Origin of the sequence: Enterovibrio calviensis DSM 14347 (genome assembly GCF_000621165.1) — a bacterium.
GTDB lineage: Bacteria > Pseudomonadota > Gammaproteobacteria > Enterobacterales > Vibrionaceae > Enterovibrio > Enterovibrio calviensis.
The window spans coordinates 186,632-210,536 of sequence record NZ_KK211218.1; the positions used below are offsets into that span (position 1 = coordinate 186,632).

At 48.0% G+C, this 23,905-nt stretch carries 17 protein-coding genes; 6 read left to right on the forward strand and 11 right to left on the reverse strand.

From position 1 onward, the window contains the following. Nucleotides 1-9 precede the first annotated feature (9 nt). The 9 genes from Q365_RS0122075 to Q365_RS0122115 form a co-directional block, all read right to left on the reverse strand. Nucleotides 10-1,176: an iron-containing alcohol dehydrogenase gene (locus Q365_RS0122075; RefSeq protein ID WP_028025398.1), complete on the reverse strand. Its 1,167-nt coding sequence runs from the start codon at nt 1,174-1,176 to the stop codon at nt 10-12. 9 nt (nt 1,177-1,185) lie between these two features. Continuing rightward, complete coding sequence (locus Q365_RS0122080; RefSeq protein ID WP_028025399.1) at nt 1,186-2,571, reverse strand: aldehyde dehydrogenase family protein; 1,386 nt, start codon at nt 2,569-2,571, stop codon at nt 1,186-1,188. A gap of 9 nt (nt 2,572-2,580) precedes the next feature. Then, complete coding sequence (locus Q365_RS0122085; RefSeq protein ID WP_028025400.1) at nt 2,581-3,951, reverse strand: glutamine synthetase family protein; 1,371 nt, start codon at nt 3,949-3,951, stop codon at nt 2,581-2,583. A 215-nt stretch (nt 3,952-4,166) separates the two neighbouring features. Beyond that, the gene (locus Q365_RS0122090) at nt 4,167-5,150 is read right to left on the reverse strand and encodes a LysR family transcriptional regulator (RefSeq protein ID WP_028025401.1); all 984 of its coding nucleotides are present in this window, start codon (nt 5,148-5,150) and stop codon (nt 4,167-4,169) included. 128 nt (nt 5,151-5,278) lie between these two features. Then, nucleotides 5,279-6,952, reverse strand: a complete 1,674-nt coding sequence (gene panP / locus Q365_RS0122095; protein ID WP_028025402.1) for a pyridoxal-dependent aspartate 1-decarboxylase PanP — start codon at nt 6,950-6,952, stop codon at nt 5,279-5,281. Nucleotides 6,953-7,139: 187 nt separating this feature from the next. After that, nucleotides 7,140-7,676, reverse strand: a complete 537-nt coding sequence (locus Q365_RS0122100; protein WP_028025403.1) for a hypothetical protein — start codon at nt 7,674-7,676, stop codon at nt 7,140-7,142. Nucleotides 7,677-7,839: 163 nt separating this feature from the next. Continuing rightward, on the reverse strand, nt 7,840-9,123 hold the full coding sequence (locus Q365_RS0122105) for an ABC transporter substrate-binding protein (RefSeq protein ID WP_028025404.1): 1,284 nt from the start codon (nt 9,121-9,123) through the stop codon (nt 7,840-7,842). Between the two features lie 10 nt (nt 9,124-9,133). Further along, on the reverse strand, nt 9,134-10,576 hold the full coding sequence (locus tag Q365_RS0122110) for an ATP-binding protein (protein WP_028025405.1): 1,443 nt from the start codon (nt 10,574-10,576) through the stop codon (nt 9,134-9,136). Next, entirely contained in the window at nt 10,566-11,288 is a 723-nt protein-coding gene (locus tag Q365_RS0122115; RefSeq protein ID WP_028025406.1) for a response regulator, read from the reverse strand. Before Q365_RS0122115 ends, Q365_RS0122110 begins: the two co-directional genes overlap by 11 nt. Before the next feature lie 587 nt (nt 11,289-11,875). On the opposite strand from Q365_RS0122115, the gene Q365_RS27355 reads away from it, so the two are divergent. Beyond that, entirely contained in the window at nt 11,876-16,585 is a 4,710-nt protein-coding gene (locus Q365_RS27355; RefSeq protein ID WP_028025407.1) for a calcium-binding protein, read from the forward strand. Nucleotides 16,586-16,690: 105 nt separating this feature from the next. Here Q365_RS27355 and Q365_RS26825 read toward each other — a convergent pair whose 3' ends face one another. Together Q365_RS26825 and Q365_RS0122130 are read right to left on the reverse strand one after the other, a co-directional pair. Continuing rightward, complete coding sequence (locus tag Q365_RS26825) at nt 16,691-16,789, reverse strand: MetS family NSS transporter small subunit (RefSeq protein ID WP_155859041.1); 99 nt, start codon at nt 16,787-16,789, stop codon at nt 16,691-16,693. Then, nucleotides 16,786-18,285 (reverse strand): sodium-dependent transporter, encoded by a 1,500-nt coding sequence (locus Q365_RS0122130; protein ID WP_028025408.1) that lies wholly within the window; start codon nt 18,283-18,285, stop codon nt 16,786-16,788. The genes Q365_RS26825 and Q365_RS0122130 overlap by 4 nt, the downstream gene beginning before the upstream one ends. Nucleotides 18,286-19,214: 929 nt before the next feature. Here Q365_RS0122130 and cydH point away from each other — a divergent pair. From cydH to emrD, 5 genes are all read left to right on the forward strand, one after another. Further along, nucleotides 19,215-19,307, forward strand: coding sequence for a cytochrome bd-I oxidase subunit CydH (gene cydH, locus Q365_RS26830; RefSeq protein WP_155859042.1), 93 nt, complete (start codon nt 19,215-19,217; stop codon nt 19,305-19,307). Nucleotides 19,308-19,543: 236 nt separating this feature from the next. Continuing rightward, the gene (locus tag Q365_RS0122140) at nt 19,544-20,749 is read left to right on the forward strand and encodes a patatin-like phospholipase family protein (protein WP_028025409.1); all 1,206 of its coding nucleotides are present in this window, start codon (nt 19,544-19,546) and stop codon (nt 20,747-20,749) included. 140 nt (nt 20,750-20,889) lie between these two features. Then, nucleotides 20,890-21,447 (forward strand): DapH/DapD/GlmU-related protein, encoded by a 558-nt coding sequence (locus tag Q365_RS0122145; RefSeq protein WP_028025410.1) that lies wholly within the window; start codon nt 20,890-20,892, stop codon nt 21,445-21,447. Between the two features lie 145 nt (nt 21,448-21,592). Beyond that, the gene (locus Q365_RS0122150; RefSeq protein ID WP_035025577.1) at nt 21,593-22,192 is read left to right on the forward strand and encodes a GTP cyclohydrolase II; all 600 of its coding nucleotides are present in this window, start codon (nt 21,593-21,595) and stop codon (nt 22,190-22,192) included. A 339-nt stretch (nt 22,193-22,531) separates the two neighbouring features. Next, nucleotides 22,532-23,734, forward strand: coding sequence for a multidrug efflux MFS transporter EmrD (gene emrD / locus Q365_RS0122155; RefSeq protein ID WP_028025412.1), 1,203 nt, complete (start codon nt 22,532-22,534; stop codon nt 23,732-23,734). The last annotated feature ends 171 nt before the right edge of the window (nt 23,735-23,905 follow it).

The following is a 23,905-nucleotide window of genomic DNA, read 5'->3' on the forward strand; positions in this document are numbered from 1 at the left end:
AAATCCTCGCTATACGCCAGTGCCATTCACAGCATCTGAGAACAACTGGCTGTATTGCTTAGCGGTCAATGAAATCGGGTTGCCGCCCGCTGAAGGATCATGCAGCGCCATGTTTCCGACCAGTTCGGCGTCGGACTCTGTAATGCCAATTTCACCTAATGTGTGCGGAATACCGACGGATTTCCTCAGTGCTAACACCCACGCCAGCACGGTATCTGTGCCTGTCGCTTGTGGTTCCAAATCAAGGTATCGGGCGAGTCTTGTCATTTTTTCTTCGATCTGTTCGCGGTTGGCGTTAAGTACATACGGCATCAAGATGGCATTAAGTAAACCATGATGACTGTTGTACAAAGCGCCAAGACTGTGAGCGATGGCATGCATGGCACCTAGTCCTTTTTGAAACGCTGTTGCGCCCATACTGGATGCGACCAGCATGTGAGTGCGGGCTTCAATGTCTGAGCCGTTTTCGACAACAATCGGCAAGTTGTGTTTGATCAGCCGAATGCCTTCCATCGCAATGCCTTCTGCCATGGGGTGATAAAACGGCGAGCATAGGCCTTCAAGATTGTGTGATAGGGCATCCATCCCAGTTGCTGCCGTGATATTGGCAGGTAGGCCGACCGTCAGTGTTGGATCGAGGATAACTTTGAGGGGCACCATAGCAGGGTGAAAAATGATGATTTTGCGTTTTTCGCGTTCATTGGTGATCACCGATGCACGACCCACCTCTGAGCCTGTTCCTGCTGTCGTAGGTATGGCAATGACGGGCGCTATTTTGTCTTCGTTGGCGAGTGTCCAGTTGTCACCCACATCTTCGAAGTCCCAAAGAGAACGAGTTTGCAGGGCAGACAATGCGATGGCTTTGGCGCAATCAAGCGCGGAGCCACCGCCAAGCGCAACCACGCCATCGTGTTCACCACTGACAAAGGCGCGGTTCCCCGCCTCTACATTTTTGCCTGTTGGGTTGCCTTGTACGTCACTGAATAGCGTCGGTTCTATACCAGATTTCTCACATAAATCGATGACTTGCTGTGTCATCGGAAGCGCCGCGATACCGGGATCCGTCACCAACAATGGCCGACGCATACCAAGATTGTGGCATGCGTCAGGAAGCTGTGAGATAGCACCTTCACCCGCGACCATGGCGGTAGGGTAGTTCCAAAAAGATAGGCTCATGGTTTGCTCCTAAACGCGCTTAAAGTGGAAAGATTTGGGTCGGGTCAGTTGTTCAAATCCAACTTGAGACAGCGTACAGCCGCGACCACTATTTTTGACGCCAACCCAAGCCAATGCAGGGTCTAGGTAGTCACAGCGGTTGAGGAATACGGTGCCTGCTTCTGCGCGCTCGGCTAATTGTTCCCCGCGATCTTCGTCTTGGGTAAATATGGCGGCAGTCAGACCAAATTCGCTGTCATTCATTAAATGCAGCGCTTCATCATCACTTTTCACTTTTTGAATGCCGAGTAATGGCCCGAAGGTTTCTTCGGTCATCACACGCATGTCATGGGTGACGTTAACCAGCAACTGTGGCGCAAGATACGGCGTACCTGCTTGATCGGCGGGAAATTGGCTAGCGTCGATCAAAGCTTTCGCGCCTTGCTCAATGGCTTCTTGTGCTTGAGCGCGAACAAAATCGGCCGATGCAGTGCGAACCAGTGGGCCTAAGGTTGTTTCTGGGTTATCTGGGCGTCCGAGTTTGTATTGTTTAACGAGGTCAATAGACTGGTTGACGACATCGTCGTACACATCTTCGTGTACATAGAGACGCTCCATTCCGCAGCATGATTGCCCAGAGTTGAAGAATGCCCCATCAATCACCGTTTCAACGGCGTTTTTAATGTCGGCATCTTGGCAAATGTATGCGGGGTCTTTGCCGCCAAGTTCAAGACCTGCGCTAATAAAGCGTCCTGCGACTGTGCGCTCGACCATCTCACCGCCCGGCACGGAACCGGTAAAGGCCACATGGCGGATGCTGTCATGCTGCATCACCTTTTCGGTGTCGGCATGGGACAAGTGCAGATACTGGAAAACGCCCTTTGGAATACCCGCTTCAACAAAAGCGGCCACCATACGCTCTGCGCAAAGCGGCGTTTGAGCGGAGTGTTTTAGGATGACGGTATTGCCAGCCAATAATGCAGGAACTATGGCGTTTACTGCCGTTAGATAAGGGTAGTTCCACGGTGCAATGACAAACACAGTGCCTAACGGAACGCGTTTAATGTAGCGACGAAATCCTGATTTTTCCGGTAACTCAATCGGCGCGAGAGCGTGAGGCGCAATATTGATCATGTGTGTGGCGCGCTCTTCGAAGCCCGCGACTTCGCCTCTTGTGTAGGCCATCGGGCGGCCCATCATCCATGTGACTTCTGCGCCAATGGCATCTTGATTTGCCACAAAGCATTCAACGGCTTTGGAACAAATGGCCTGACGTGCTTCCAAGGGCAAGGACTGCCAATGTGCTTGTGCGGTCTGCGCATTTTCTAGCGTGTGATTAATAACGTCGGCATTCGCGTAAGCGCGTTCGACATAGATAGAGCCATCAATTGGTGTGATCGTTTGAAAACGTTCCATGTTTCCCACCTAAATAATTTCGAAGTAGCGGTCTAATTCCCAATCCGTGACGTGCTTACGGAATTCTCGTTCTTCCCATTCTCTTGATGCAGCGAAGTGTTCAACAAACGCCTCTCCAAGCAGAGACTTTGCGGCTTCAGATTGTTTCAATGATTGGGCGGCTTCCCACAGAGTGCGAGGAAGTTGCAGTTCCTCGGGATGCTCCATTTCGTAAGCGTTCCCGATAATCCGGTCATACGGCTCTAGTTTGTTCTCTATGCCATAAAGACCAGAAGCTAACGCAGCCGCTAGCGCGAGGTAGGGGTTGGCATCAGCCGCACCTAAGCGATATTCAATACGCTGGGATTTCTCAGAGCCCGGGATAACACGAAGCGATGTGGTGCGGTTCTCGACGCCCCATGTGGCATCGGTCGGTGCCCAGAATCCGGGGATCATTCGGGAGTAGCTGTTAATGGATGGTGCAATCATGCACAAAAATTGGGGCATCAATCGTTGCTGACCCGCAAGGAAATGACGTTGTATATCGCTCATGTTGAGCTCTGCGTCTGGCGCATAGAACGCATTCTTTCCTGTTTGTTTATCTCGGAGCGACACGTGAATATGTCCACTTTGACCGGGGTAGTCATTGCTCCATTTCGCCATGAAGGTGGCCATCATGTCGTTCTTCTGCGCGAGCACTTTCATGTAGGTTTTGAAAAGGGCGGCTTTGTCTGCAGCATTGAGCGCTGAGTCATACGCTAGTGCGGCTTCAATCACGCCTGGTCCCGTTTCTGAGTGAATACCCTCAATAGGGAAGTCCATGGACTCACTCATGGCGAGAATGGCTTTGTACAGCCCTGAATAGGTGGAGTTGCGGATCATTGAATAACCAAACCAATCCGGCGTGATGGTTTTAAGGTTCCGAAACCCTTTATCGCGAGCGGAGTGTGGCGTTTCATCGAAGATAAAGAATTCATATTCGAGCGCAGCAAACGCATCAAAGCCCATGTCTGACGCTTTATCGAGAACGCGTCGTAATGTAGCACGCGGGCATACTGCTTCTGCTGCGCCTGCGAACTCGGCAATAAACATCACCATGCCATCTTCGTCGAGCACATCACGACAGGTTTCAGGAAGAATGCGAGCAGGGGCATCAGGGTAGCCTGTGTGCCAGCCGGTGAATTTTACATTGTCATACAGTTGGTCTTTAACATCCCAGCCAAGTACCACATCGCAGAAGGCAAATCCGCCATCTAATGAAGAAAAAAACTTGTCCTTGGACATGTACTTGCCGCGCATGACGCCATCGTTATCAAACAGTCCCACTTTTACATGGGTTAGCTTTCTTTCTTCAACAATGCGTTTCGCATCCTCTGCCGTTTTTACTTCACGCGCTTCCATTGCCGCTCCTTTTTGAAACCCTTCGGTTATCGCACCAAAAAACATTTACTGATCAACGATAGTTGACGCACTCAGAACCACCGTTTCGAGATTCAGAGTCTGGCGTTCGGTAACGATCTAATGAAATTAAGGTAGGAGAGGATGCAAAAAAACTGCCACAACAATCACGGAAAGTAAGGTAACACTATAAGCATTCGTAATAGTACTGATCACGGTCACACCGCGGAGTATCGCCCAATGCGGATTTTTCCATCTAGCCATGGGTGATCTTGGCGGATTTTATTGAGGTAGTGTTGCCTGAGTATTTTGCAGCTGTCGTTGGCAAGGGTTTCCGGCAAATCGCCCAGCTCATTGCGACGGGAAATAAGGGTTAAGTAACGGAAAAATGTGTCTTTTTCAGGAAGAGGTAGGCAAGTGATTTGCTGGCGGAACAGCTCTCCTTGCATGAGGCACAATGGCGTCGTGAGCGCCCAACCCAAACCTTGTGCCACCGCAGACAATACGGCGTACGTGTTGTCGAGTTGCATACGATCGGGCACATCTAAACCTTGCTGGTGGAGGTATGTCTCAATTGATTGACTAATAAGGCTTTGTTGACTGTATCTCACCATGTCTAGATGTCGACTGAGTGCGGGTAGCGAGGTACATAAATCAGGGAACCTTTCGTAGAAAGCGCGCGGAATAACAAGCACAAAGGGCTCTTTCAGTATTTGGCAGCGCCGAAGGTTATCTTGTTTTTCGAGCACATCATCAGAAATGATAATATCAATACTGCGACTCAATAGCCCTTGTTGGTGCAGATGTGAATAGCCCGTCATCATGGTCCAATTTTCAGTGTGCTTTTTGACGACCTCGATAAGTGGCTGTCCGACAGTCGCGGCGAGTGAATCTACCATGGCCATTCTGACTAAGTGCAATCGGTCAAAACTACCTTTGGTGACTTCATGTTGGGTTTTGTACGCTTGATCAAGCAAGTGGACAGATTGGTCATAGAAATAGCGGCCAGCGACCGTGAGTTCGACAGGGCGCACGCTTCTATCTAACAGTTTCACGCCAAGGTTAGTTTCAAGTTGAGCGAGGATCTGAGAGACAGCAGACTGGGACATATTGAGTTGAGCGGCCGCAGCAGTCATGTTGCCGTTCTTTGCTGTTGCAACGAAAACATCTAGTGCTTTTAGTTCAAATCCCAATGCTCGCATTCCCACCTCTTCATGTTTTGCTCATACGCTGTCGTGTTTAAGCGTAGCAAGCCAACAAACAATTGAAGTGTCATTTCAGTGATTTATCACCAAGAAACCGCCATCAGCGGTCTCTTGGCAACAGGATTTTAGTCCGTGGTTAGCGACGAGGGCACATGATCGTTAAGAATGCGGCCTGCTAACGCAATCAGTTCGGGATAGGCGAGAGTGCTTTGCTTGGCGATGTGTCGTTGTTCATCGAGCACATCTTGCAAAATAGCGTGTGTCGTCAGTGGATTGGCGAGAACAACACGGAACACATGCGTCGAACGCCCATTTAGGTGAGCGGGCGTGAGCGTGGTGCGCGACACGAAGTTCTGGCCAGCTTCTCGCTGGCGCTTTTGAATGAACACGGTCAGTGCGTTGAGTTGTTCGTGAAGTTCGTCTCTTTGTTCTGACGTGGCAACCGTATAAGCGCGGCGCACAGGCTCTGGCACGTATCGATAAGTCAGCAAACACAGCTCAGGCTTACTGATAAGCGCAAAATCGGGCTGTTGGTTGATCAGGCGAGCAAAGTAATCTGCTTTTTCAACGCTTTGGTCGATCAGCAATTCGTAACCTTGTCGACCAATGATGTTCAAGCTTGCAAACAATAACATTGCCATGCCACCGCGCGACCCCTCAAGGGTATGGCTGCCAAGGTCTTTGGATCCTTTGCGCAAAATGTAATCTGCATGGTGCTCGATGGCGGATACCAAGGATGGATCTTTAAATATCACCATGCCTGCGCCCATCGGGACATACATTTGTTTATGTGCGTCGATAGTCACCGAGTCCGCGCGTTCAATACCGCGAAGCTTCGGACGCTGCGTGTTGGAAAGTAAACTTGCGCCGCCCCAAGCGGCATCAACGTGAAAGTGCATACCTTCACGCTCGGCAATGTCTGCCATTGCTTCAAGCGGGTCAATATTGCCCGTTTCTGTGGTGCCAGCAACGCCAACCAACGCAAAAGGTTTGATGTTCTTTCGCTTGAGAGACGTGATGGTTTCTTCAAGCTTATCAATGCGGATGCGGTTGTTTTCGTCAGTAGGAATGGCAATCAGTGATTCGCGACCAATTCCCAGTACATCGGCAGATTTCTTCAACGAATAGTGTCCGCGATCAGAAACCAGAATGGCGAGATCCTCATAGCCATAATGCTTCATAGCGCGGAATAGGCCTTCCTCTGCTACCCCTTTAAAGTCGCCATCAGATTTTAAGGCGGCATTTCGAGCGACCCAAAGCGCGGTAATGTTGGCGACAGTACCACCAGAGCAAAATGCGCCAAGTGAGTGTTCCGCACTGTGCATCCAGTTGTCATAGAACACATCATCTTGTTGATAGATAAGATTATGCAACATGCCTAACACTTGGCGTTCAAGCGGTGTGAACGCTTTGGACGTTTCGATTTTTACCGTGTTCTGATTAAGCGCAATCATGATTTTTGACAGCGGCATCAGAAAGTAGGGTAAGGCTGACGTCATGTGCCCGATAAAACGTGGCGATGAAGTGTGCACGGATTGCGCGACCAATTTATCGAGCAAGAACTCGGTATGATCGGATACAAAAGACGGTTGCTCTGGCACATTGGCGTTGCAGAAATCTTTTTCTATTTCGGTGAGCGAGTATTCCGTGGCGATGATGTGGTCTTGCAGGAAACGGTTTAAGTTCTGCGAGATCGCTTGCTCAATCGAACCCAAGGTGGAATTAGGGGCTTCAGGTACAGTAAAAATACGGTGAAGGCTTTCTAGTGATGCTTCTGCCTTCTTTGTCTCAATAACCATAACAGGAATGCTTTCTCGAAGTTGGATGGGATTAGCTTAATCGACACTGAACAATATGCATCGACGAAGCACGACGTGAGTCACGCAAGTCAGTATTGTTCGTTCTGGCAGTCGTCAATGTTTGGAGGTCGCTGTCGTTAAACGATGAAGGCAGTTCGATGTGAACTGCCTCATTTTGCGCTAACGATTACGCTTTTTTGTCACATTGGGTTTGGGACAAGGCTTGCATCTCTTTGTTGTAACGCTCTAGCGGTACTTCAATCTCTTTCGGATGGCTAAGCAGATCCGCCAATGCGGAACGTAGGTCATAGTTGCCTTCGTGGGCTTGGCTTTGACGGAATTCGAAGACCTTTTTCGCTACGTCTGCGAGTTCGCCTTGTGATTGACTCAGGGCTTTCACATCTTCTTGCGTTAAGCTCAACCACGATTCAACCGGTGCGTCGAGGTTTAGCTTGCTTGGGTCATTTTCAATATAATAATCAAACGCTTCGTTATTCAGAGTGAAGTGATTTCGGCGGCCTTCAAGAAACCAGTTAGCCACACCTTCCAGTTTAGGATCTTTCTTAATCGTCAAATCGACCAAGTTTTCGTACCAAGAAATCGATGCATTGACATAGTTTTCATATTTCTGAGTCGCACACGCAGTATCAATTTGATTGATGTCTTTGGCGACGGCAATGCCGGGAATAAGAGTGGCTAGAAGAAGTAGGGCAGAACGACGCATATCGCAAATCCTTTTTGGTCGAAGTGTATAGCCGTTACAGAACGGCTTATTTTTATTGTTGTTATGGTAATGGTATACCCAAATGACCTCAAGGTGCATGTTTCATCAAGAAAAAATCGTGATTAATTCAGTGCAGTGTTAAGGCGTTAAAGGGCCATCGTTGTTATAGCTTATCAGCGAGAACAGCCGCGCGAATGTGGCGAAGCGTTTCGTCGATATTGACGTTATCGTTGTTGTAAAACCGTGAAATGACATCAAATAAAGCAACTTGTGAAGCGCGTCCTATGGCCATGTTGTGCGATAAACTCGCGACGAGATTATCGGTCGCTGCAGCGCGCAGAAAGGCCTGCATGGCGTCTTGTCCGCAATCGTCGAAGCTTTTCATATCGATATCAACTCGCACGGGGATTGACCCTTTGCTTTGGTTAAATTCGCGCTGAAATTCTGGATCCAGTATCAGTGTCGCTAACTCTTTTTGGGACGCGATAGTCTCTGGGTTGTTGCTGTCGAAAAAGACGAAACTGTCGATATTGAACGAAAATTGATTGGCCGTGCCCGGTGCGGGTAAACAGACGAAATCGGTTCCTGCGACCTTGTTCGCTGCCAAAAATTCACCTTTTGCCCAATCCCCCATGATTTGCATGGCGGCCTTTCCTTCAATCACTAACGACGTGGTATCACTCCAGTTTCTGCCGGGGCCATTCGCATCCGTGTATTGCTTCATTTTGCGAAGTGTCAGCAAGGTTTCACGCATTTTGGTGCCAGTGAGCAGCTCGGAATTGTGCTCGGAAAACGCGCGTCGAAAATCATCGGTGCCCATGATGGCGAGGGCGATAGATTCAAACAATGTCGCTTCTTGCCAAGCTTCGTTGCCAAGGGCGAGAGGAATATAGCCAGCTGCTTTGATTTTTTCTGCTGCGACAAAGAACTCTTCCAGCGTTTGTGGAAGCGTTGCGCCGACTTCTTCAAACACCTTTCGATTCGCCCAAAGCCAATTGACTCTGTGAATATTGAAAGGGACAGCAACATAATGACCATCGACTTTGAGGTAATCTGACACGCGACGGGGGAGTAATTCGCTCCAGTTTTGCTGTTCTGCGACGTCATCAATGTTGGTAAGAAAGCCCAGCGAGCCCCATTCTTGAATCTCGGGGCCTTTAATTTGCGCGACGTCGGGAGGGTTGCCAGTTAGCGTGCGAATACGAAGCGTATTGATCGCACTTGCGCCGGCTCGTCCTGGAACAGCGAAGTCTTTCCAGTTGTGGCCTTGCTCTTCCATCATGTCTTTCAATTCTTTGACGGCTAAGGCTTCGCCACCGCTTGTCCACCAGTGAAGGACTTCAATTTCGTTATTGTTTGCGCTTTTACCGGCACTTTCAGTGTCTGCCGCTATGGCTAGAAAAGGGACGCTTAAGCTCACCGCGAGCAAAATGGAGACAATGTTCATAGCGTCACTTTTATTGGTCGACTTTAGGGAACGCAATATCAATTTGAAGCCCCCCAATGTTTCTATTGGATAAAATTAATTCGCCACCGTGGGCGCGAACGATGTTTTTGGCAATACCCAAGCCTAGGCCGGTTCCGTGTAAGTCGGTGTGCAGACGGAAGTAGGGGTCAAACACCTTCTTCAAATATTCTGTGGGAATGCCAGGGCCGTTGTCCATCAAGGTGATGTCTAATGATTTGTCGCTGTCGTGGATATAAACGAGCACTTCGTCGCCATATTTCACGCCATTATCAATCAAGTTGGTCAGGCAGCGCTTGAAGGCCAGTGGCTTACAACTGAATGGGCGGCTTTGCTCCCCGCGAATGATCACACGTTGGCGTTGTTGATTGTGGATTTCTGCGATACTCGTAATAATCTGCAGCACATCAATTTGCGTCACATTTTCGTGGATATCTGTGTCTTTAACAGTTTGTAATGCGCCTTTCACCATGATTTCTAGCTCATCCAAATCTTTGTTGATTTTGGCGGCTTGAACTTCGTCATCGATTAATTCTGCACGAAGGCGAAGTCGGGTGATCGGTGTTTTCAAATCATGCGAGATGGCGCCAAAGAGTTTCTCTCGATCATGCATGTAGCGCTGCAGTCGCATTTGCATCAGGTTAAAAGCCCGCGTCACTGTTGTTATTTCGCTTGCCCCTTCTTCGACCAATTCAGGCTGTTCGATGTCTGTACTTAGTCTGTTTGCTGCTTGTGCGAGGCGTTTTAGCGGCCGAGTCTGGTTGCGAATCAGGGTAAAGGTAAACACCAGCAACAGCGTTGTAATTGCGAAAAGAAACACGATTTGGTCGGCGTTCACCAAATCATTTTCTAGCGTGATGTAAGGCGCAGGCAACACGGCGGCAATGTACACCCACTGTGATGCATCCAACTCAATTTGTACGACCAAAATCGGAGGATTAAGCGGTTCCAAGCTCAATGTATGGTGCGCCCAAGATTTTGGAAGATCAGAGAGCAACAAGCTGTTGTTTAAGACGCGAAGTGTTTCTGGGCGGGAGAACTCCACGAGAATATTATCGACGATGGGCAACTCTTTTTGCAGGACGGTTTGGATCGTCTTCACGGCTTCGCGCTTCGCGACACTCTCTTCCACCGGCTCAATGTCGATTTCTTCTGTATTGAATGAAACGAAAAAGCGTGCGCCGCCCATGTTCCGCAATTGATCCAGGGCGATATGACGATATTCGACAGGCAAGGATTGGAAGAACGTCGTGGTTGAGGCGAACATTTGCGCCATGCTTTCGGAAGCAGCTTTCAAGCCGTCAACTTCTCGCTGTTTCGATTGGGTATACCAAAAGAAGCTCGCAATACTTTGCGCGAGGATCACCGATAAAACGGTCAAGATCAGCGTTCGCGATAACAGCGAACGCGGCCAGAAGTACTGCTTAAGATTCATAGGTAATGTCTGCGACAAAAATATAGCCGGTTCCGCGCACCGTTTTAATGATGGTGGATTGGCGGCCGTTATCTTTTAGGCGCTGACGGAGTCGGCTGACTTGCACATCAATCCCGCGCTCTTGTGGCTGAGCTTCACGGCCACGGGTTGCGTTAGAAATCGCATTGCGATCGAGCATGGTGTGGGGATTTTCAATGAATAACATAAGCAAGGCAAAGTCAGCAGATGTCATTTCAACGTCTTGCCCCGTCACTTGGTGGTTTAAGCGCTGGGTGACAGGGTCGAGGCGCCACTGCGCAAAGCGAATCGCTTTGGGCTTTGACATCGTGGTTTCTTGTAACTGCTGTGTGCGACGAAGTAGGGCGCGGATCCTTGCTATTAGCTGTCTTGGGCTAAAAGGTTTCGCGATGTAGTCATCGGCACCGAGTTCTAAACCAATGATTTGGTCTGTCTCATCAGACACGGCAGTGAGCATGATAATCGGCACACTAGAATCTTGGCGGACATATTTACATAGGGTAAATCCGTCGTCGCCGGGTAGCATGACATCAAGAAGAATCAGATCGGGATATTGCACAGCGAGTTTGGCTTTCATTTCTTGTCCATTTTGGGCGGTCGTGACGCTATAGCCAGACTTGGACAAGTATTCCTGAAGCAGTTCGCGGATTTCTAAATCGTCATCCACCACTAAGATCCGCTTCTGATTAACCATGAAAGTTATTCCTCTTCTTAAATATAAGCGCAATATTATCTTAGAGAATAAGGATTAGCGCTAGCGCCAAACGCCGAATTTGATGGGCTAGATAGGATCTCTTCTAAACCAAGCTGAATACGATGATATTTTGTGCAAGATGACTGGTGTTAAGGCCTTTGGCTGATGGACTTAGCGAAAGATGCCATTGGGCGAGTTTTACCTCTCATTCCCTAATTTTCAAACTTTCCATTTAATTCCTTCAATCCGTCAATTCAAACCCAAAAATGACCCTCTCAATGGTATTAAACTGTAAAAAATACAAACATTTTGTCTAGTTAAAATCATTTTTTGTCTAATTTTTATTCTTTCAATATGAGAATCTAAATGTCTGCAATTTTATGTTTATGATGACTAGCTATCGAGATATTTACTCTAAAGCCAGAGTTTTTTATGTATTTCAAATGATTAAGATGTCTCACTTATAAGATTATCACTTAATGTCAATTCTTCATTATGAGACGCAAATTGCATATTTGGAGCATTTGGATAAAGAGACTAGATTTTATACAGCGAATGAAAGTTGTGATGATATTTAGGTGGTTTCAATGGCAGATGAAGTTGTAAATGGAACGCAGAGTGAAGATGTAATTCGTGGTACTGCGCTCAACGACACAATAAATGGCGGCCTTGGTGATGATGTTATCACTGGCGGCAAGGGCGATGACGTCATCATGGGCAATGGAAGCGGCATCGAACCTTCATCTGCAGACGTTCAGCTAACCCATGAAGTGGACAGTAGCTTATTCAATGTTCAGGGAGATGGCCCGATAAAGCTCGAACTGAGCAATATCGCCAGTACTGCTGGGTTCAAAAGCAGTTTGGGTTATTACGTGGTGGACGATAACGGGCTGGTGATTGAAGCGCAGATTGTTGCTGACAACGTTAAAGAAATTTCCGAAGCGTCTGTATCCATCACTCCTGATCTAAGTGCCACTTCTGTGGGCCTGTTCCTTGTGCCCAACGGCTATAACCTTGGCTATGACAACGGCCCCGTCGAACTCGATTTGGTTTCTAGCCCTCCTAAAGTGATTCAAGATGGTGTTGACGCAAATGTGTTTGTGTCAAATGACGCTCTGAATGGTGACGGTGGTGATCACGAACGCTTCGACGGTGAAACCTCTGGTTGGGAAGACCTTTGGGGCCTTGGCGATCGTGATTATGACGACGTGCTGTTGACGGTATCTGCGGTTCAAACTGTGGTGAGCACAGACAACGACACCATTAATGGTGGTAAAGGCGATGACACCATTTACGGCGAAGAAGGTGACGATACTCTGATCGGCGCTCGCGGTGATGATGACCTCAATGGTGGCAGCGGCGACGATGTTCTGAAAGGCGGACGCGGAAACGATGAACTTCAAGGTGGCATCGGGGAAGATTCGCTATATGGCGGCCGCGGTGCTGACAGTCTTTATGGTGGTGATGGCGACGACCTGCTAAACGGTGGTTTAGGCAATGATTTGCTGCAAGGCGGAGAAGGTAATGACTCCCTCATTGGCGGCAAAGGCCAAGACAGCCTGTATGGCGCAGAAGGTGACGATACCCTAAATGGTGGCAAAGGCGCCGACCAACTGTTTGGTGGTGATGGTAACGATACCGTTATTGGTGGTAAAGGAAACGACTACCTCAAAGGCGATGCGGGCGATGATTCACTGTCCGGTGGGAATGGCGCCGACGAAGCCAAAGGTGGCTTAGGCAACGATACTATAAACGGTGGCAACGGTAATGATGTTCTCTATGGGGATAAAGGCGATAGCGCTGCCCGCGGAGAAAACATGACGTTCAATGGCGATTTCGAAGCATGGGGTGATGACTCTCGTGCTCGATGGGGTCTGTTCGACGAAGCAGCTGGGTGGACGACACCTGACAATGTCAAAGTTGAATTGCAGCAGGGTGGCTTCGGTGGCGGCCCTGCAAACTCGAACAGCAATACCGTCATGGAATTAGATTCCACTCAAAACGCAACGGTTCAGCAAACAATCAATGTGGCATCGGTAGCGCAAGACAAAGATACACCTCTTGAGCTGAGTTTTGACTACGCAAACCGTTATAAAGGCGGTGACACAGAAACCAGTGCGTTCTCTGTGACGATCACTGACCAAGATGACAACGTTATCTATACCCAATATTTCGACAACAACCAATCCAATGAAAGCTACCTCTCTTTCGATGCTTTGTTTGTGGTGCCTGAAGGCACCGAAGACATCAAGGTAACGCTCCAAGGTGAAGGGAAATCTGACAGCTACGGCGCACTGATTGATAGCGTTTCGATTACTGAAGTGTATGAAACGGTGGCGGTCGATGGCGTAGTTTACGAATTTACCGGCAATGCCGACGTCATTAATGGCGGCAAAGGCAATGACACTATTTATGGCGAAACGGGCGACGATCAACTTAACGGCGGAAAAGGCGCTGATTATCTTGATGGTGGCTTAGGCGATGACACCTTGTTTGGTGGACGCGGCAACGATGAATTGCAAGGCGGCGCTGGCAACGATGTATTGAATGGCGGCTTTGGTGCTGATGTTCTAAATGGCGGTGTTGGCGACGATCAACTCAATGGTGGTCGTGGCAACGATGAACTCCAAGGTGGAGAAGGTCGAGACACCCTAAACGGTGGCTTGGGGGCGGATACCCTCAATGGCGGTGACGATAACGATGTCTTAAACGGCGGCAAAGGCGCGGATGTGCTTGATGGCGGCGATGGAGATGATGAACTGCTTGGCGGCTTTGGCAACGACCAACTGCAAGGCGGCGAAGGTAGTGACGTATTAAACGGCGGCAAAGGCGCTGACGTACTTGATGGCGGCATTGGCGACGACGAACTCATCGGTGGTCGTGGCAACGACCAACTGCAAGGCGGTGAAGGCAGCGACGTATTAAATGGCGGCAAAGGCGCGGATGTGCTTGATGGCGGCATTGGTGACGACGAGCTTATCGGCGGCCGTGGTAATGACCAACTGCAAGGTGGTGAAGGCAGTGACTTATTAAACGGCGGAATTGGCGCCGACACGCTCAATGGTGGCGATGACGACGACACGCTCTATGGTGGCAAAGGTAACGATTCGCTTTCAGGTGATGACGGAGACGATTCCCTGTTCGGTGGTTTGGGTAACGACCAAATCAGCGGTGGTAAGGGTGACGACGCCTTAACGGGCGGCAAAGGTAGCGACGTTCTAAACGGTGAAACGGGTAACGACACCCTCACTGGTGGTCGCGGTAATGACGAACTCAACGGCGGCTCAGACGATGATTCCCTTTATGGCGGTATCGGTAGCGATATTCTGCAAGGTGGGAACGGTGAAGACATCGCCTATGGCGGTTCAGGCGCTGACAAAGTGTATGGCGGTAGCGGAAACGATCAGCTGTATGGCGGCAATGGTGCCGATAAAATGTACGGCGGTTCGGATGATGACAGCGTATACGGCGGCAAAGGCAATGACTATGTCAAAGGTGATGCGGGTGATGACGCCCTTTACGGCGGCCTTGGCAACGATCATCTAAAAGGCGGTACAGGCAATGATGCGCTGTATGGTGCCACTGGCAATGACTTGCTGGAAGGCGAAGATGGAAATGACACCTTGTTTGGCGGCAGTGGAGCCGATGAACTTGATGGTGGCGAAGGCAACGATACGCTGAATGGCGGGTCTGGGAACGATGTTATTTATGGTGACGAAGGTAATGACAAATTACTTGGTGGCCTAGGCAATGATGTGCTGCAAGCGGGAGAAGGTAACGACACCCTGAAAGGCGGCGCGGGCGCAGACAAATTGTACGGTGCAGAGGGTAATGACAATATCAATGCTGGAGACGGCAATGACATTGTTTACGGCGGCGAAGGTAACGACATCGTTAAAGGTGGTAAAGGTAATGACACCTTATCTGGCAGTGAAGGCGATGACATTGTCTTTGGTGGCGACGGTAACGACTCCTTGTCTGGTGCTAACGACAATGACACGCTGGTGGGCGGCAATGGTAGCGACAGTATCAACGGCGGTAGCGGCGACGATTTGATGCTCGGTGGCAATGGCGATGATGTGCTCTACGGCAGCAGCGGCAGCGATGTTGCTTATGGTGGAGAAGGGACTAACAGCATTGAACTGGGCAGCGGCAACAATACCGTCGTCTATGACGGCAAGGGTAATGACACCGTTATCGACTTCAGTACGCGAGATGACAAGATTGTTATCCCTCGTTCGCTCGGGATGCTCTCTCTGGCTGCGTTAGGTTTGACGCAAGACGGTGCGGATACGGTGTTGTCTATCGGAGGTAACTCACTTCGTTTACAAAACGTGGATGTGGAAGATATCACCGAGAGTAACGTTGAGTTTGTGAGTGATGACGATTTCGACGATATGTTGAGTGTCGATAATGTCATGGCGGTAGAAGAGCAAGGGATTGTCGCGCAACTTGATGGAAGTTTTCTTGCCACGGGTAACCTGCTCAGCGAAGAAAATACCGTTGGGCATTGGCATATCAAAACCATTGAAATTGATGGCACCATCTATGAAGTGTCTAACTCAACGGTCGTGATTCAAACTGAACATGGTGAACTTACCGTATTCGGTCAAGATGACGAGCGCCATAGTGAAGGGGAATACGCATATCACCTTACATCGGCAGCAGCGCTCGATGAAACCCTTGAACATTTCGATTTGAAACTTGAAAACGACATTGGCGATATCGCAGGCGCATCGTTTGATATCGTGGCAGGAGAAGAGGCCAATGAAGAACTTCATGATCTTGCTGGCGACGAAGTGATTGAAGGTACTGCCGGTAACAACGTTCTTGTCGGTAATAGCGACGACAATGAAATCTATGGCTTTGATGGTGACGACCTGATTGATGCAGGCCTAGGTGATGATTTGGTATCCGGTGGGGCAGGCTCTGATGACATGTTTGGCGGAGAGGGTTCAGATACCTTTGTATTCTTGAAAGAGCATGCTGGCGAAGGCACTGTCGATGTCATCATGGACTATTCACCAACACAGGATGTCTTGGATTTCAGTGATTTGTTAGACACGATAGAAAGTGAAGATCTTGGTAGCTACTTGGTGTCTCTTGAAAACAATGATGAGAATGAAGCCACATTGTCGTTTGCTTCAGAAGGGCAAGACGTGGATCAGCAAGTCACCTTCAGCAACATGTCATTGGCAGATTTGGCTGACGCATTTGATATGCCAGTCAGCTCAAGCGGCCAGGATGTGCTTAGCAATATGCTTGAGGAGAACAAAATCATCATCAATAGCTTCTAACTCGTGTTGAAGGTTTTGCGCAGAACGAATGCCGACAAGCCCAAAAACACAAAAGAAGAGATGAAAAAACCCGGCATCAGCCGGGTTTTTTACGTTGGGGGGGAGTTACTTGTCTGCTTTCATTGCTATACGAATGCAATAAGCAGCGCCACCCCAAGTGATGCCAAAACCAATTAGCATCATAATGATTGCACTTGTCGTCATGCGTTAGCCTCCTGTGCTTCTGCTGTGTTCTTAGCAGGTGATGAAACAACATTGATGATGATACCGATCACTGCAAGTAGTGCAGTCAAACCCCAACCTAGCATTAGCAAATCGCTCTGTGCGTAGCCGCCATATCCTTCGTTGAAGGTATTCACCAAGTTTGTACCCACAATCCAAGCCAGCATTAGCGGGCTAACAAAGCGAACACAGATTTCTAACCAAGCGCCAACCGAGAATTCAGATACCTTGTTCACGTGATCGCGAATATCAGAGACTTTAATCATCCAACCGATAATCACTAGCTCAATCAAACAGCTTGCCAGTAAGGCAACGTTGTTCATGAAGTAATCAACCAGATCAAGCAACAGTAAGCCGCCATTGGTAGCGAATGCCATTGAAACAAATGCGCCGATACCACATACCGCAGTTGCAGCAACTTTGCGGCTAACATTCAGTTTGTCGATGATGGCTGAAGTCACTGCCTCAATGATTGAGATGTGTGAGCTAAGACCTGCAACAACCAGCGCCAAGAAGAACACAGGGCCCAGGATATATGGAACAGGAAGCAAGTTAATTGCCTGTGGCAAGGTGACGAATGCCAAGCCAACACCACCGCTAACCACTTCAGTGACGGCTTTCCCTTGTTCTAGGGCCATGTAACCCAAGATAGAGAAGATCAACACACCCGCAAGGATAGAGAAGCCACAGTTGATCAGAACCGTCATGAAGGCGTTATTGGTAACGTCAGATTTCTTCGGAAGGTAGCTTGAGTAAGCCAGCATGATGGCGAAGCCAACAGAGAGCGTGAAGAAAATCTGGCCATAAGCGGCAGACCATACTTTTGCATCGGTCAGTTTGCTGAAGTCTGGCGTGAACAAGTAGTTCAGGCCGTCTACTGCACCTGGCAGGAAAGCAACGCGAGCGACAAGCAATAGCACCATGATAAAGAGCAATGGCATCATGATCTTGCTTGCGCGTTCGATACCGCCTTTAACGCCAGTAAACACAGCGGCGAAGGTGATTGCCCACGCCAGTGCCATAGGAAGTGCGATGTGAAGCTGCCAGTCGCCCAAGTTACTCGGAGAATTGTCACCAAGTTTCAGGTACTCACTAAAGAAGAAGGCATTGGTATCTGTGCCCCAGCTTTGGTCAAACGCAAAGCCCACATAGGACATCGCCCAACCGATGACGGCAACGTAATACACCGCGATTGTTGCTGCAATACCAACTTGGAACCAACCAAGCCATTCAAACTTAGTGTTTAACTTTGAAAAAACCACCGGAGAAGAGCCACGAAGTTTATGACCAAGGCCAAACTCCATGATCATAAAAGGAATACCAGCAGTCAGCATTGCGAAAAGGTAAGGAACAAAAAATGCGCCGCCGCCGTTTTCATAAGCCATATATGGGAAACGCCAAATGTTTCCTAGTCCGATTGCTGAGCCCACAGCCGCAAGGATAAAACCCGCGCGTGAACCCCATTGTTCTCTTTTCATAACATCTCCTTGTTGTTGAAAACACACGTCCATTCCCCCTCGTTGCGCTAACGTTGAACTTAACGTTTGGAGGCGGTGTTTTACGTGCAGCTACCTTTGGGTTTTCTCTTCGTTGTATGCCCAAGGTTTCTGCGCTGGTGTTTCAACGATATTGTGTTTGTGTCCCGCTGCTCTGTGCAAAATAATCATCTGCTGGCTCGGTTAATGGCAGATTAAGCACTGGTAATAAGTAAATCAATAGAGCAGATCGGTTATGTTTGTTCTGATATGCGCGCAATAGTGTGGGATATCATGTCTTGATTGGGCTTATCGGTAATGTAAATAATATATTGGCAGTGTATTAAACTGTGGTTAAAGCTGCTGTTAGTGGAAAGTTGCGATTTGGTAAACGGGTTTGATTGGCGTAATTTTGAACAAAAATTGAGGTTTGGCTCGTATTTGCTGTTTGCTTGATTAAATATCAGGTTTAAAGGCAGCTTACTGGCTTAATTTGTGATTTTTTCTTCTTTATAGCTTGGAATGTAATCGATTTAATTTCTTTTATAACAGAAGGTAAATGTAGGAGTGATAGGTTTAATGTAAGAAGTTTGGCAGTTAACCAATTGTTAAATTTTTTGACCTTTAATTATAGGTTAAAATCTAATTTTACTTGTCATTTATACATCATTAAATGAATGGATATTCAATCACATTGGGTGTCACTAAATGTTTCAGCTAGTGTGAGTAATGAAGTCATATTCTAGAGAGATATGCTGCTAAGTCTCCCTGTGGCGGTACTTTGCAATGCGTCACAAATTGAAACAATTGCAACAATTGAAAGACGATCTGTGATGGGATTGTGAATATTCTGGGTTGCGCTGTTAAACTGGTTACATTAAAAATGTGTAAAACATGTGTTATCGGAATTCATGGTGGCAAGGAGAAGCAGAATGGACACGAATCTTAAAATTGCATTGGCGACTGCATTTACTGCACTGGCTGGAATCATTACGTTTGCCACGGTTGCGATCGTCTTTTCCTAGCCTCTCGTCCCATAAATAGTTAGCTCTACGTCATTGGCTCTCGGTATAATAAAGCAACTTGATGTATCCAAGTAGAAGAGTGTTGTGATGCTAAACGAGCGCAAAGGGCGTTAAAACAAGCTTCCATATATGAGACGCAGCTAAGCGTTGAACCGTGGGCTTACATCGTATTAACGCCTTCATCCTTTTCATCACTTCTTATCGCTTGGGTATCAAACTTCTTTTCAGAGGTTATTGTGCAGAGCCCTAAATCTTCATCTCTTATTTCTTCTTCAACACTCAATCTTGGTCGTGCTGCGCTTTCTACAGGCAGAAAGCGTCGAATAGCGCTTGTCGCTCAGGGTGGGGGGCAGCGCGGTATATACACGTCAGGCGTACTTGATAGCTTTCTTGATGCAGGGTTTGACCCCTTTGAAATGTACATTGGCACCTCTGCTGGTGCATTGAATATTTCGTCTTATCTCACGCGGCAGCGCGGCTTTGGGCATCAATTTATTACCGAATATACAACACAAGATCGCTTCTTCAATCTGTTGAAATATGTAAGACGTCAACAGTTTATGGATCTTGATTGGGCACTAGAAATAATGGGGCCAACACATGCTCTTGGGCTGGACATAGAGAAAGCGAAGGCTGTTCTAGAAAATCGTCATGCCTATGCATGCGCGACCAACACACAGACATTAGAGCCTGACTATTTTCGTTTGTTTGAGAACGATTGGATGGATGTTCTCACCGCGACGTGTGCCATCCCGATGCTGTATCCCAACAGTGTTAAAATCGGCGATCAATATTATGTCGATGGTGGCGTGAGTGGTGCTATTCCAGCGAAAGAAGCCTTTGACCGTGGCGCTGATGTGATTGTCGTGATCAGAACCGAGCCCGTTGTTCAGGATAAATCGCACATTAGTTCAACCATTATCGAGAACATTCGAGGCCGAGTGGAAACGCGTTTACCCGAATATTTGGCGCGTTTAAACATGGATGATCGATTTGAGCGATTGTCTGAGTTCCATCAACAACTCTCTCAACGCTTAGATGAAGTCAAACAGCGTTACAAAGAAAATACGCCTGAACCGCTTTGGGAAAAAATCAAAGAGATGATGCCTAAGACGACCCATCGTAATGGGGGTCGATGGCTTTACGGAGGAGACACTATCTACCGTTTGCACGCCATGTCGGGTCAAAAGCTATCCAGTGACGTATTAGAAATGATGACTAAGCATTTTCATAGTTATCAGGACACTATTCAGTTTATGTCCCATCCACCTCATCGCGCCGAGTTGATTCAGATCTCCCCCAGCGAGCCACTGTCGAGTAGCCCATTGTTAAGCAAGCCTCATCAACTAGAGCATGACTATCAAGACGGTTTGCTCGCAGGGCGTCGTTTTATTGATGATTACGCGTCGGTGTTAAATGATGTTTCGTCTGTGAACAGCTAAAATAAAGGGAATGGAATCAAGCACGCTGAATCATGCCTCTTCAGGTTGTTTGGCTATAACAAGTCTGTAAATTCTTTGCGGACGTATATGTTAAGGCTGACTAAGAGTGAAGTCGCTCTGGCGCTATCAAGGATGAACGATTGACCGAATTTGAAAAAATGCAGCAAGGAAAGCCATATAGTCCCGCCGATGCAGAGTTAACACAATTTCGCTACGCGTCACGTCGGCTCTGTCAGCAACTGAGTACGATCGACCCCGCTGACGATAAAGCCCAAGACATGGTGGTGACTAAGCTGTTTGCTCAACGTGGTCAAGGCGTTGCGGTAGAAGCGCCTTTTACTTGTACCTATGGCATGAACGTTCGCGTCGGGAGCAATGTAGCCTTTGGCCCGAATTGCACGCTGATAGACAGTGGACATATCGAAATTGGCAATGATGTCTTGATTGGCCCAGGTGTGGGGATTTACTCCATTACCCAAAGCCTGCTTCCGCTTGATGTCCAAAATGGAGAGCACGAAATTTCTTTACCTATCATTATTGGTAACAACGTGGTTATCGGCGGCAATAGTGTGATTAAAGCGGGCGTATCTATCGGCGAAGGCGTGGTGGTTGAATCGGGCTCTGTCGTTGATGGTGATATTGAACCTTTTGCTGTCGTGGCTGGAAATCCGGCGGTCGTAATCAGGCGCTTACGCTGAGGTGTTGGCAGATTCGTAGCAGTTCTGTTACGATTGCCCGCCACATCGATGGACGTGTTACATTATAACAATTCATGGCGATCGGTGTTGTTGTATAGGGCAGTACATATTCGGCAAATGCCGAAAAAACAGAGAATTACAGTCGATGGCAAAAATTAGAGCAAGAGTCCCACTGAATGTTGGCGTTGGGAGCAATATCCCCGCTGAAATCCTGTCATTTGATGGTTTGAACTCAAATCAAGAGCACGTCGCGATTATCTTCAATAGTGCCGATAAGCAGCAAGGCGCGCCGCTGGTTCGCATGCACTCAGAATGTCTCACTGGTGATGTTTTTCATTCTTCACGCTGCGATTGCGGCGAGCAACTTGAAGAGACAATCCAAAAAATGGGCGAACAAGGCGGTGTCTTGCTTTATCTTCGCCAAGAAGGTCGCGGCATTGGTCTATACAATAAGTTGGATGCGTATGAGCTGCAAAGCCAAGGCATGAACACTTATGAAGCAAATAACCATCTCGGTTTTGCTGATGATCTGCGTAACTTTGAAGATGCAGCAGACATGCTAAAAGCATTGGATGTGATGACCATTCGTCTGATCACTAACAATCCTAAAAAAATCAAAGAAATACAAGATTATGGGATCGCGTTAGAAACAGTGATCGGGACGCAAGCGCACCTGAAAGATGGCAACAAGAAATACCTTAAAGCCAAGGTGTCACATGGTCAGCACAAACTAACGATTGAGTGATTCGTTGGGCATCTGATTAATGACGAGATGTTGAACATTTGAGCTTCATGAAAAAGCAGCGCATAGCGCTGCTTTTTTTATGTTTGTTTTCCATGCCATGAAAACGAGTGCTATTGATTAAAAAAGAAACAGGCATTAGAAAAACTAATCTTTAATATGATTTCTTATCGTGTATGAAACATCTTATTTGTGTTGTTTCACCCTCCTATCACGACTACTATCTGCAAAAAATTAGCGATACCGCCTAGATTTACTGAATTTCATCTGAAATATCACCTCTTAGTTCTCTGGTTCGCATTAAAGAAACTTGTTTATTTCGCTTGCTAGGGGAAGTGGGTCATGTCCGCGACGACACCTATATCAAAAATTCTACTGATGGTGATCATTTTGGCCGCCGTCGGTCAAATGACGCAAACCATGTATATACCGTCCATGGCATTGATGGCTGAAGACTTTCAAGTGTCTGCTGCCATGCTTCAGGCTGTGATGGCGTGCTATCTGATCCCATATGGCCTTTCTCAGTTTGTTTACGGCCCTCTATCCGATCGCTTTGGACGAAAGCCAATCATTTTGACGGGCTTATCCATTTATCTTGTCGGTACGGTGGTCACATTAGCGGCTCCATCCTTTGACTGGTTCCTTGTGGGTAGCGTGATACAAGGTGCGGGCATTGGCAGTGGTGGTGCAATGGCGCGTACATTAACGCGAGATTGTTTCGAGGGTAGTCGTCTACATCGAGCAAATAGCCTAGTGAGCGTTGGCCTTATCTTTTCACCATTAATCGCCCCAGTGTTAGGTGGTTACTTGAGTGTGTACTTCCAGTGGCAGGCCAGCTATGTGTTCCTATTCGTGTTGGCTGCAGTCGTGTTTTTCATCATGTCTGTGAGTTTTCAAGAAACATTGCCACCTGAAGTTCGCCGTAACGATTCTGTGCTGAAGAGTTACCACTACGTGATGAGCAATCGGAAGTTTCAGGGTTACCTGATTTGTTTGATTGCCGTATTTTCGGGTATTGCGGTATTTGAGGCCGCAGCAGGCGTGTTGCTTGGAAGCACATTAGGACTGAGCGCAACAACGGTTAGCTTACTGTTTGTATTACCTTTGCCAGGGTTCATGCTGGGCTCTTGGCTATCCACTGTGATTGAACGCCGTCTGTCAGCAGAGGCAGTATTGATGGTGGGTTCAGTGATTTTGCTGATAGGTGCACTGGTTGTCTTTGTTCCGGGTTTTGACGGGTCAGTAACCGTTGAAAGCCTAATTGGCGGTGCCTCAGTTTACTTTATGGGGGCGGGTCTTTTGTTCCCAGCAGCGACCACTGGGGCGCTATCTCCGTTTCCTCGCCATGCAGGAACTGCTGGTGCAGTCTTGGGTGGCGTACAAAACATGGCAGCCGGTTTCTTTACACTGCTGGCAGCAAAAATGAACGTTAATGATCAGTTCTCATTAGGCGCTATCTTGCTGACAATGGCCGTGCTTTCAGGGCTTGGTCTCTTGTTGTGTCGTAACAGAACCATGGTTCCCGATTTGCCCGCGACGGCATAGTCGCGGTATACCCAAGTCACTGGCTTTTGGGTACATAGCATTGAATTTTAAAGCCGGGCATCGTCAAGATGCTCGGCTTTTTACCGTTTGGAGTAAACCGTCCGCAAATATCCACACAATGTAAGATGAAATATTTTGCATCAAATATTGCGACACGTGTCAAATTGGTGC

Bases quoted from the DNA above. Each gene is read 5' to 3' on its own strand.
- Q365_RS0122075 (WP_028025398.1), bottom strand. From the start codon at position 1,176: ATGAGCCTATCTTTTTGGAACTACCCTACCGCCATGGTCGCGGGTGAA.
- Q365_RS0122080 (WP_028025399.1), bottom strand. From the start codon at position 2,571: ATGGAACGTTTTCAAACGATCACACCAATTGATGGCTCTATCTATGTC.
- Q365_RS0122085 (WP_028025400.1), bottom strand. From the start codon at position 3,951: ATGGAAGCGCGTGAAGTAAAAACGGCAGAGGATGCGAAACGCATTGTT.
- Q365_RS0122090 (WP_028025401.1), bottom strand. From the start codon at position 5,150: ATGCGAGCATTGGGATTTGAACTAAAAGCACTAGATGTTTTCGTTGCA.
- panP (WP_028025402.1), bottom strand. From the start codon at position 6,952: ATGGTTATTGAGACAAAGAAGGCAGAAGCATCACTAGAAAGCCTTCAC.
- Q365_RS0122100 (WP_028025403.1), bottom strand. From the start codon at position 7,676: ATGCGTCGTTCTGCCCTACTTCTTCTAGCCACTCTTATTCCCGGCATT.
- Q365_RS0122105 (WP_028025404.1), bottom strand. From the start codon at position 9,123: ATGAACATTGTCTCCATTTTGCTCGCGGTGAGCTTAAGCGTCCCTTTT.
- Q365_RS0122110 (WP_028025405.1), bottom strand. From the start codon at position 10,576: ATGAATCTTAAGCAGTACTTCTGGCCGCGTTCGCTGTTATCGCGAACG.
- Q365_RS0122115 (WP_028025406.1), bottom strand. From the start codon at position 11,288: ATGGTTAATCAGAAGCGGATCTTAGTGGTGGATGACGATTTAGAAATC.
- Q365_RS27355 (WP_028025407.1), top strand. From the start codon at position 11,876: ATGGCAGATGAAGTTGTAAATGGAACGCAGAGTGAAGATGTAATTCGT.
- Q365_RS26825 (WP_155859041.1), bottom strand. From the start codon at position 16,789: ATGACGACAAGTGCAATCATTATGATGCTAATTGGTTTTGGCATCACT.
- Q365_RS0122130 (WP_028025408.1), bottom strand. From the start codon at position 18,285: ATGAAAAGAGAACAATGGGGTTCACGCGCGGGTTTTATCCTTGCGGCT.
- cydH (WP_155859042.1), top strand. From the start codon at position 19,215: ATGGACACGAATCTTAAAATTGCATTGGCGACTGCATTTACTGCACTG.
- Q365_RS0122150 (WP_035025577.1), top strand. From the start codon at position 21,593: ATGGCAAAAATTAGAGCAAGAGTCCCACTGAATGTTGGCGTTGGGAGC.
- emrD (WP_028025412.1), top strand. From the start codon at position 22,532: ATGTCCGCGACGACACCTATATCAAAAATTCTACTGATGGTGATCATT.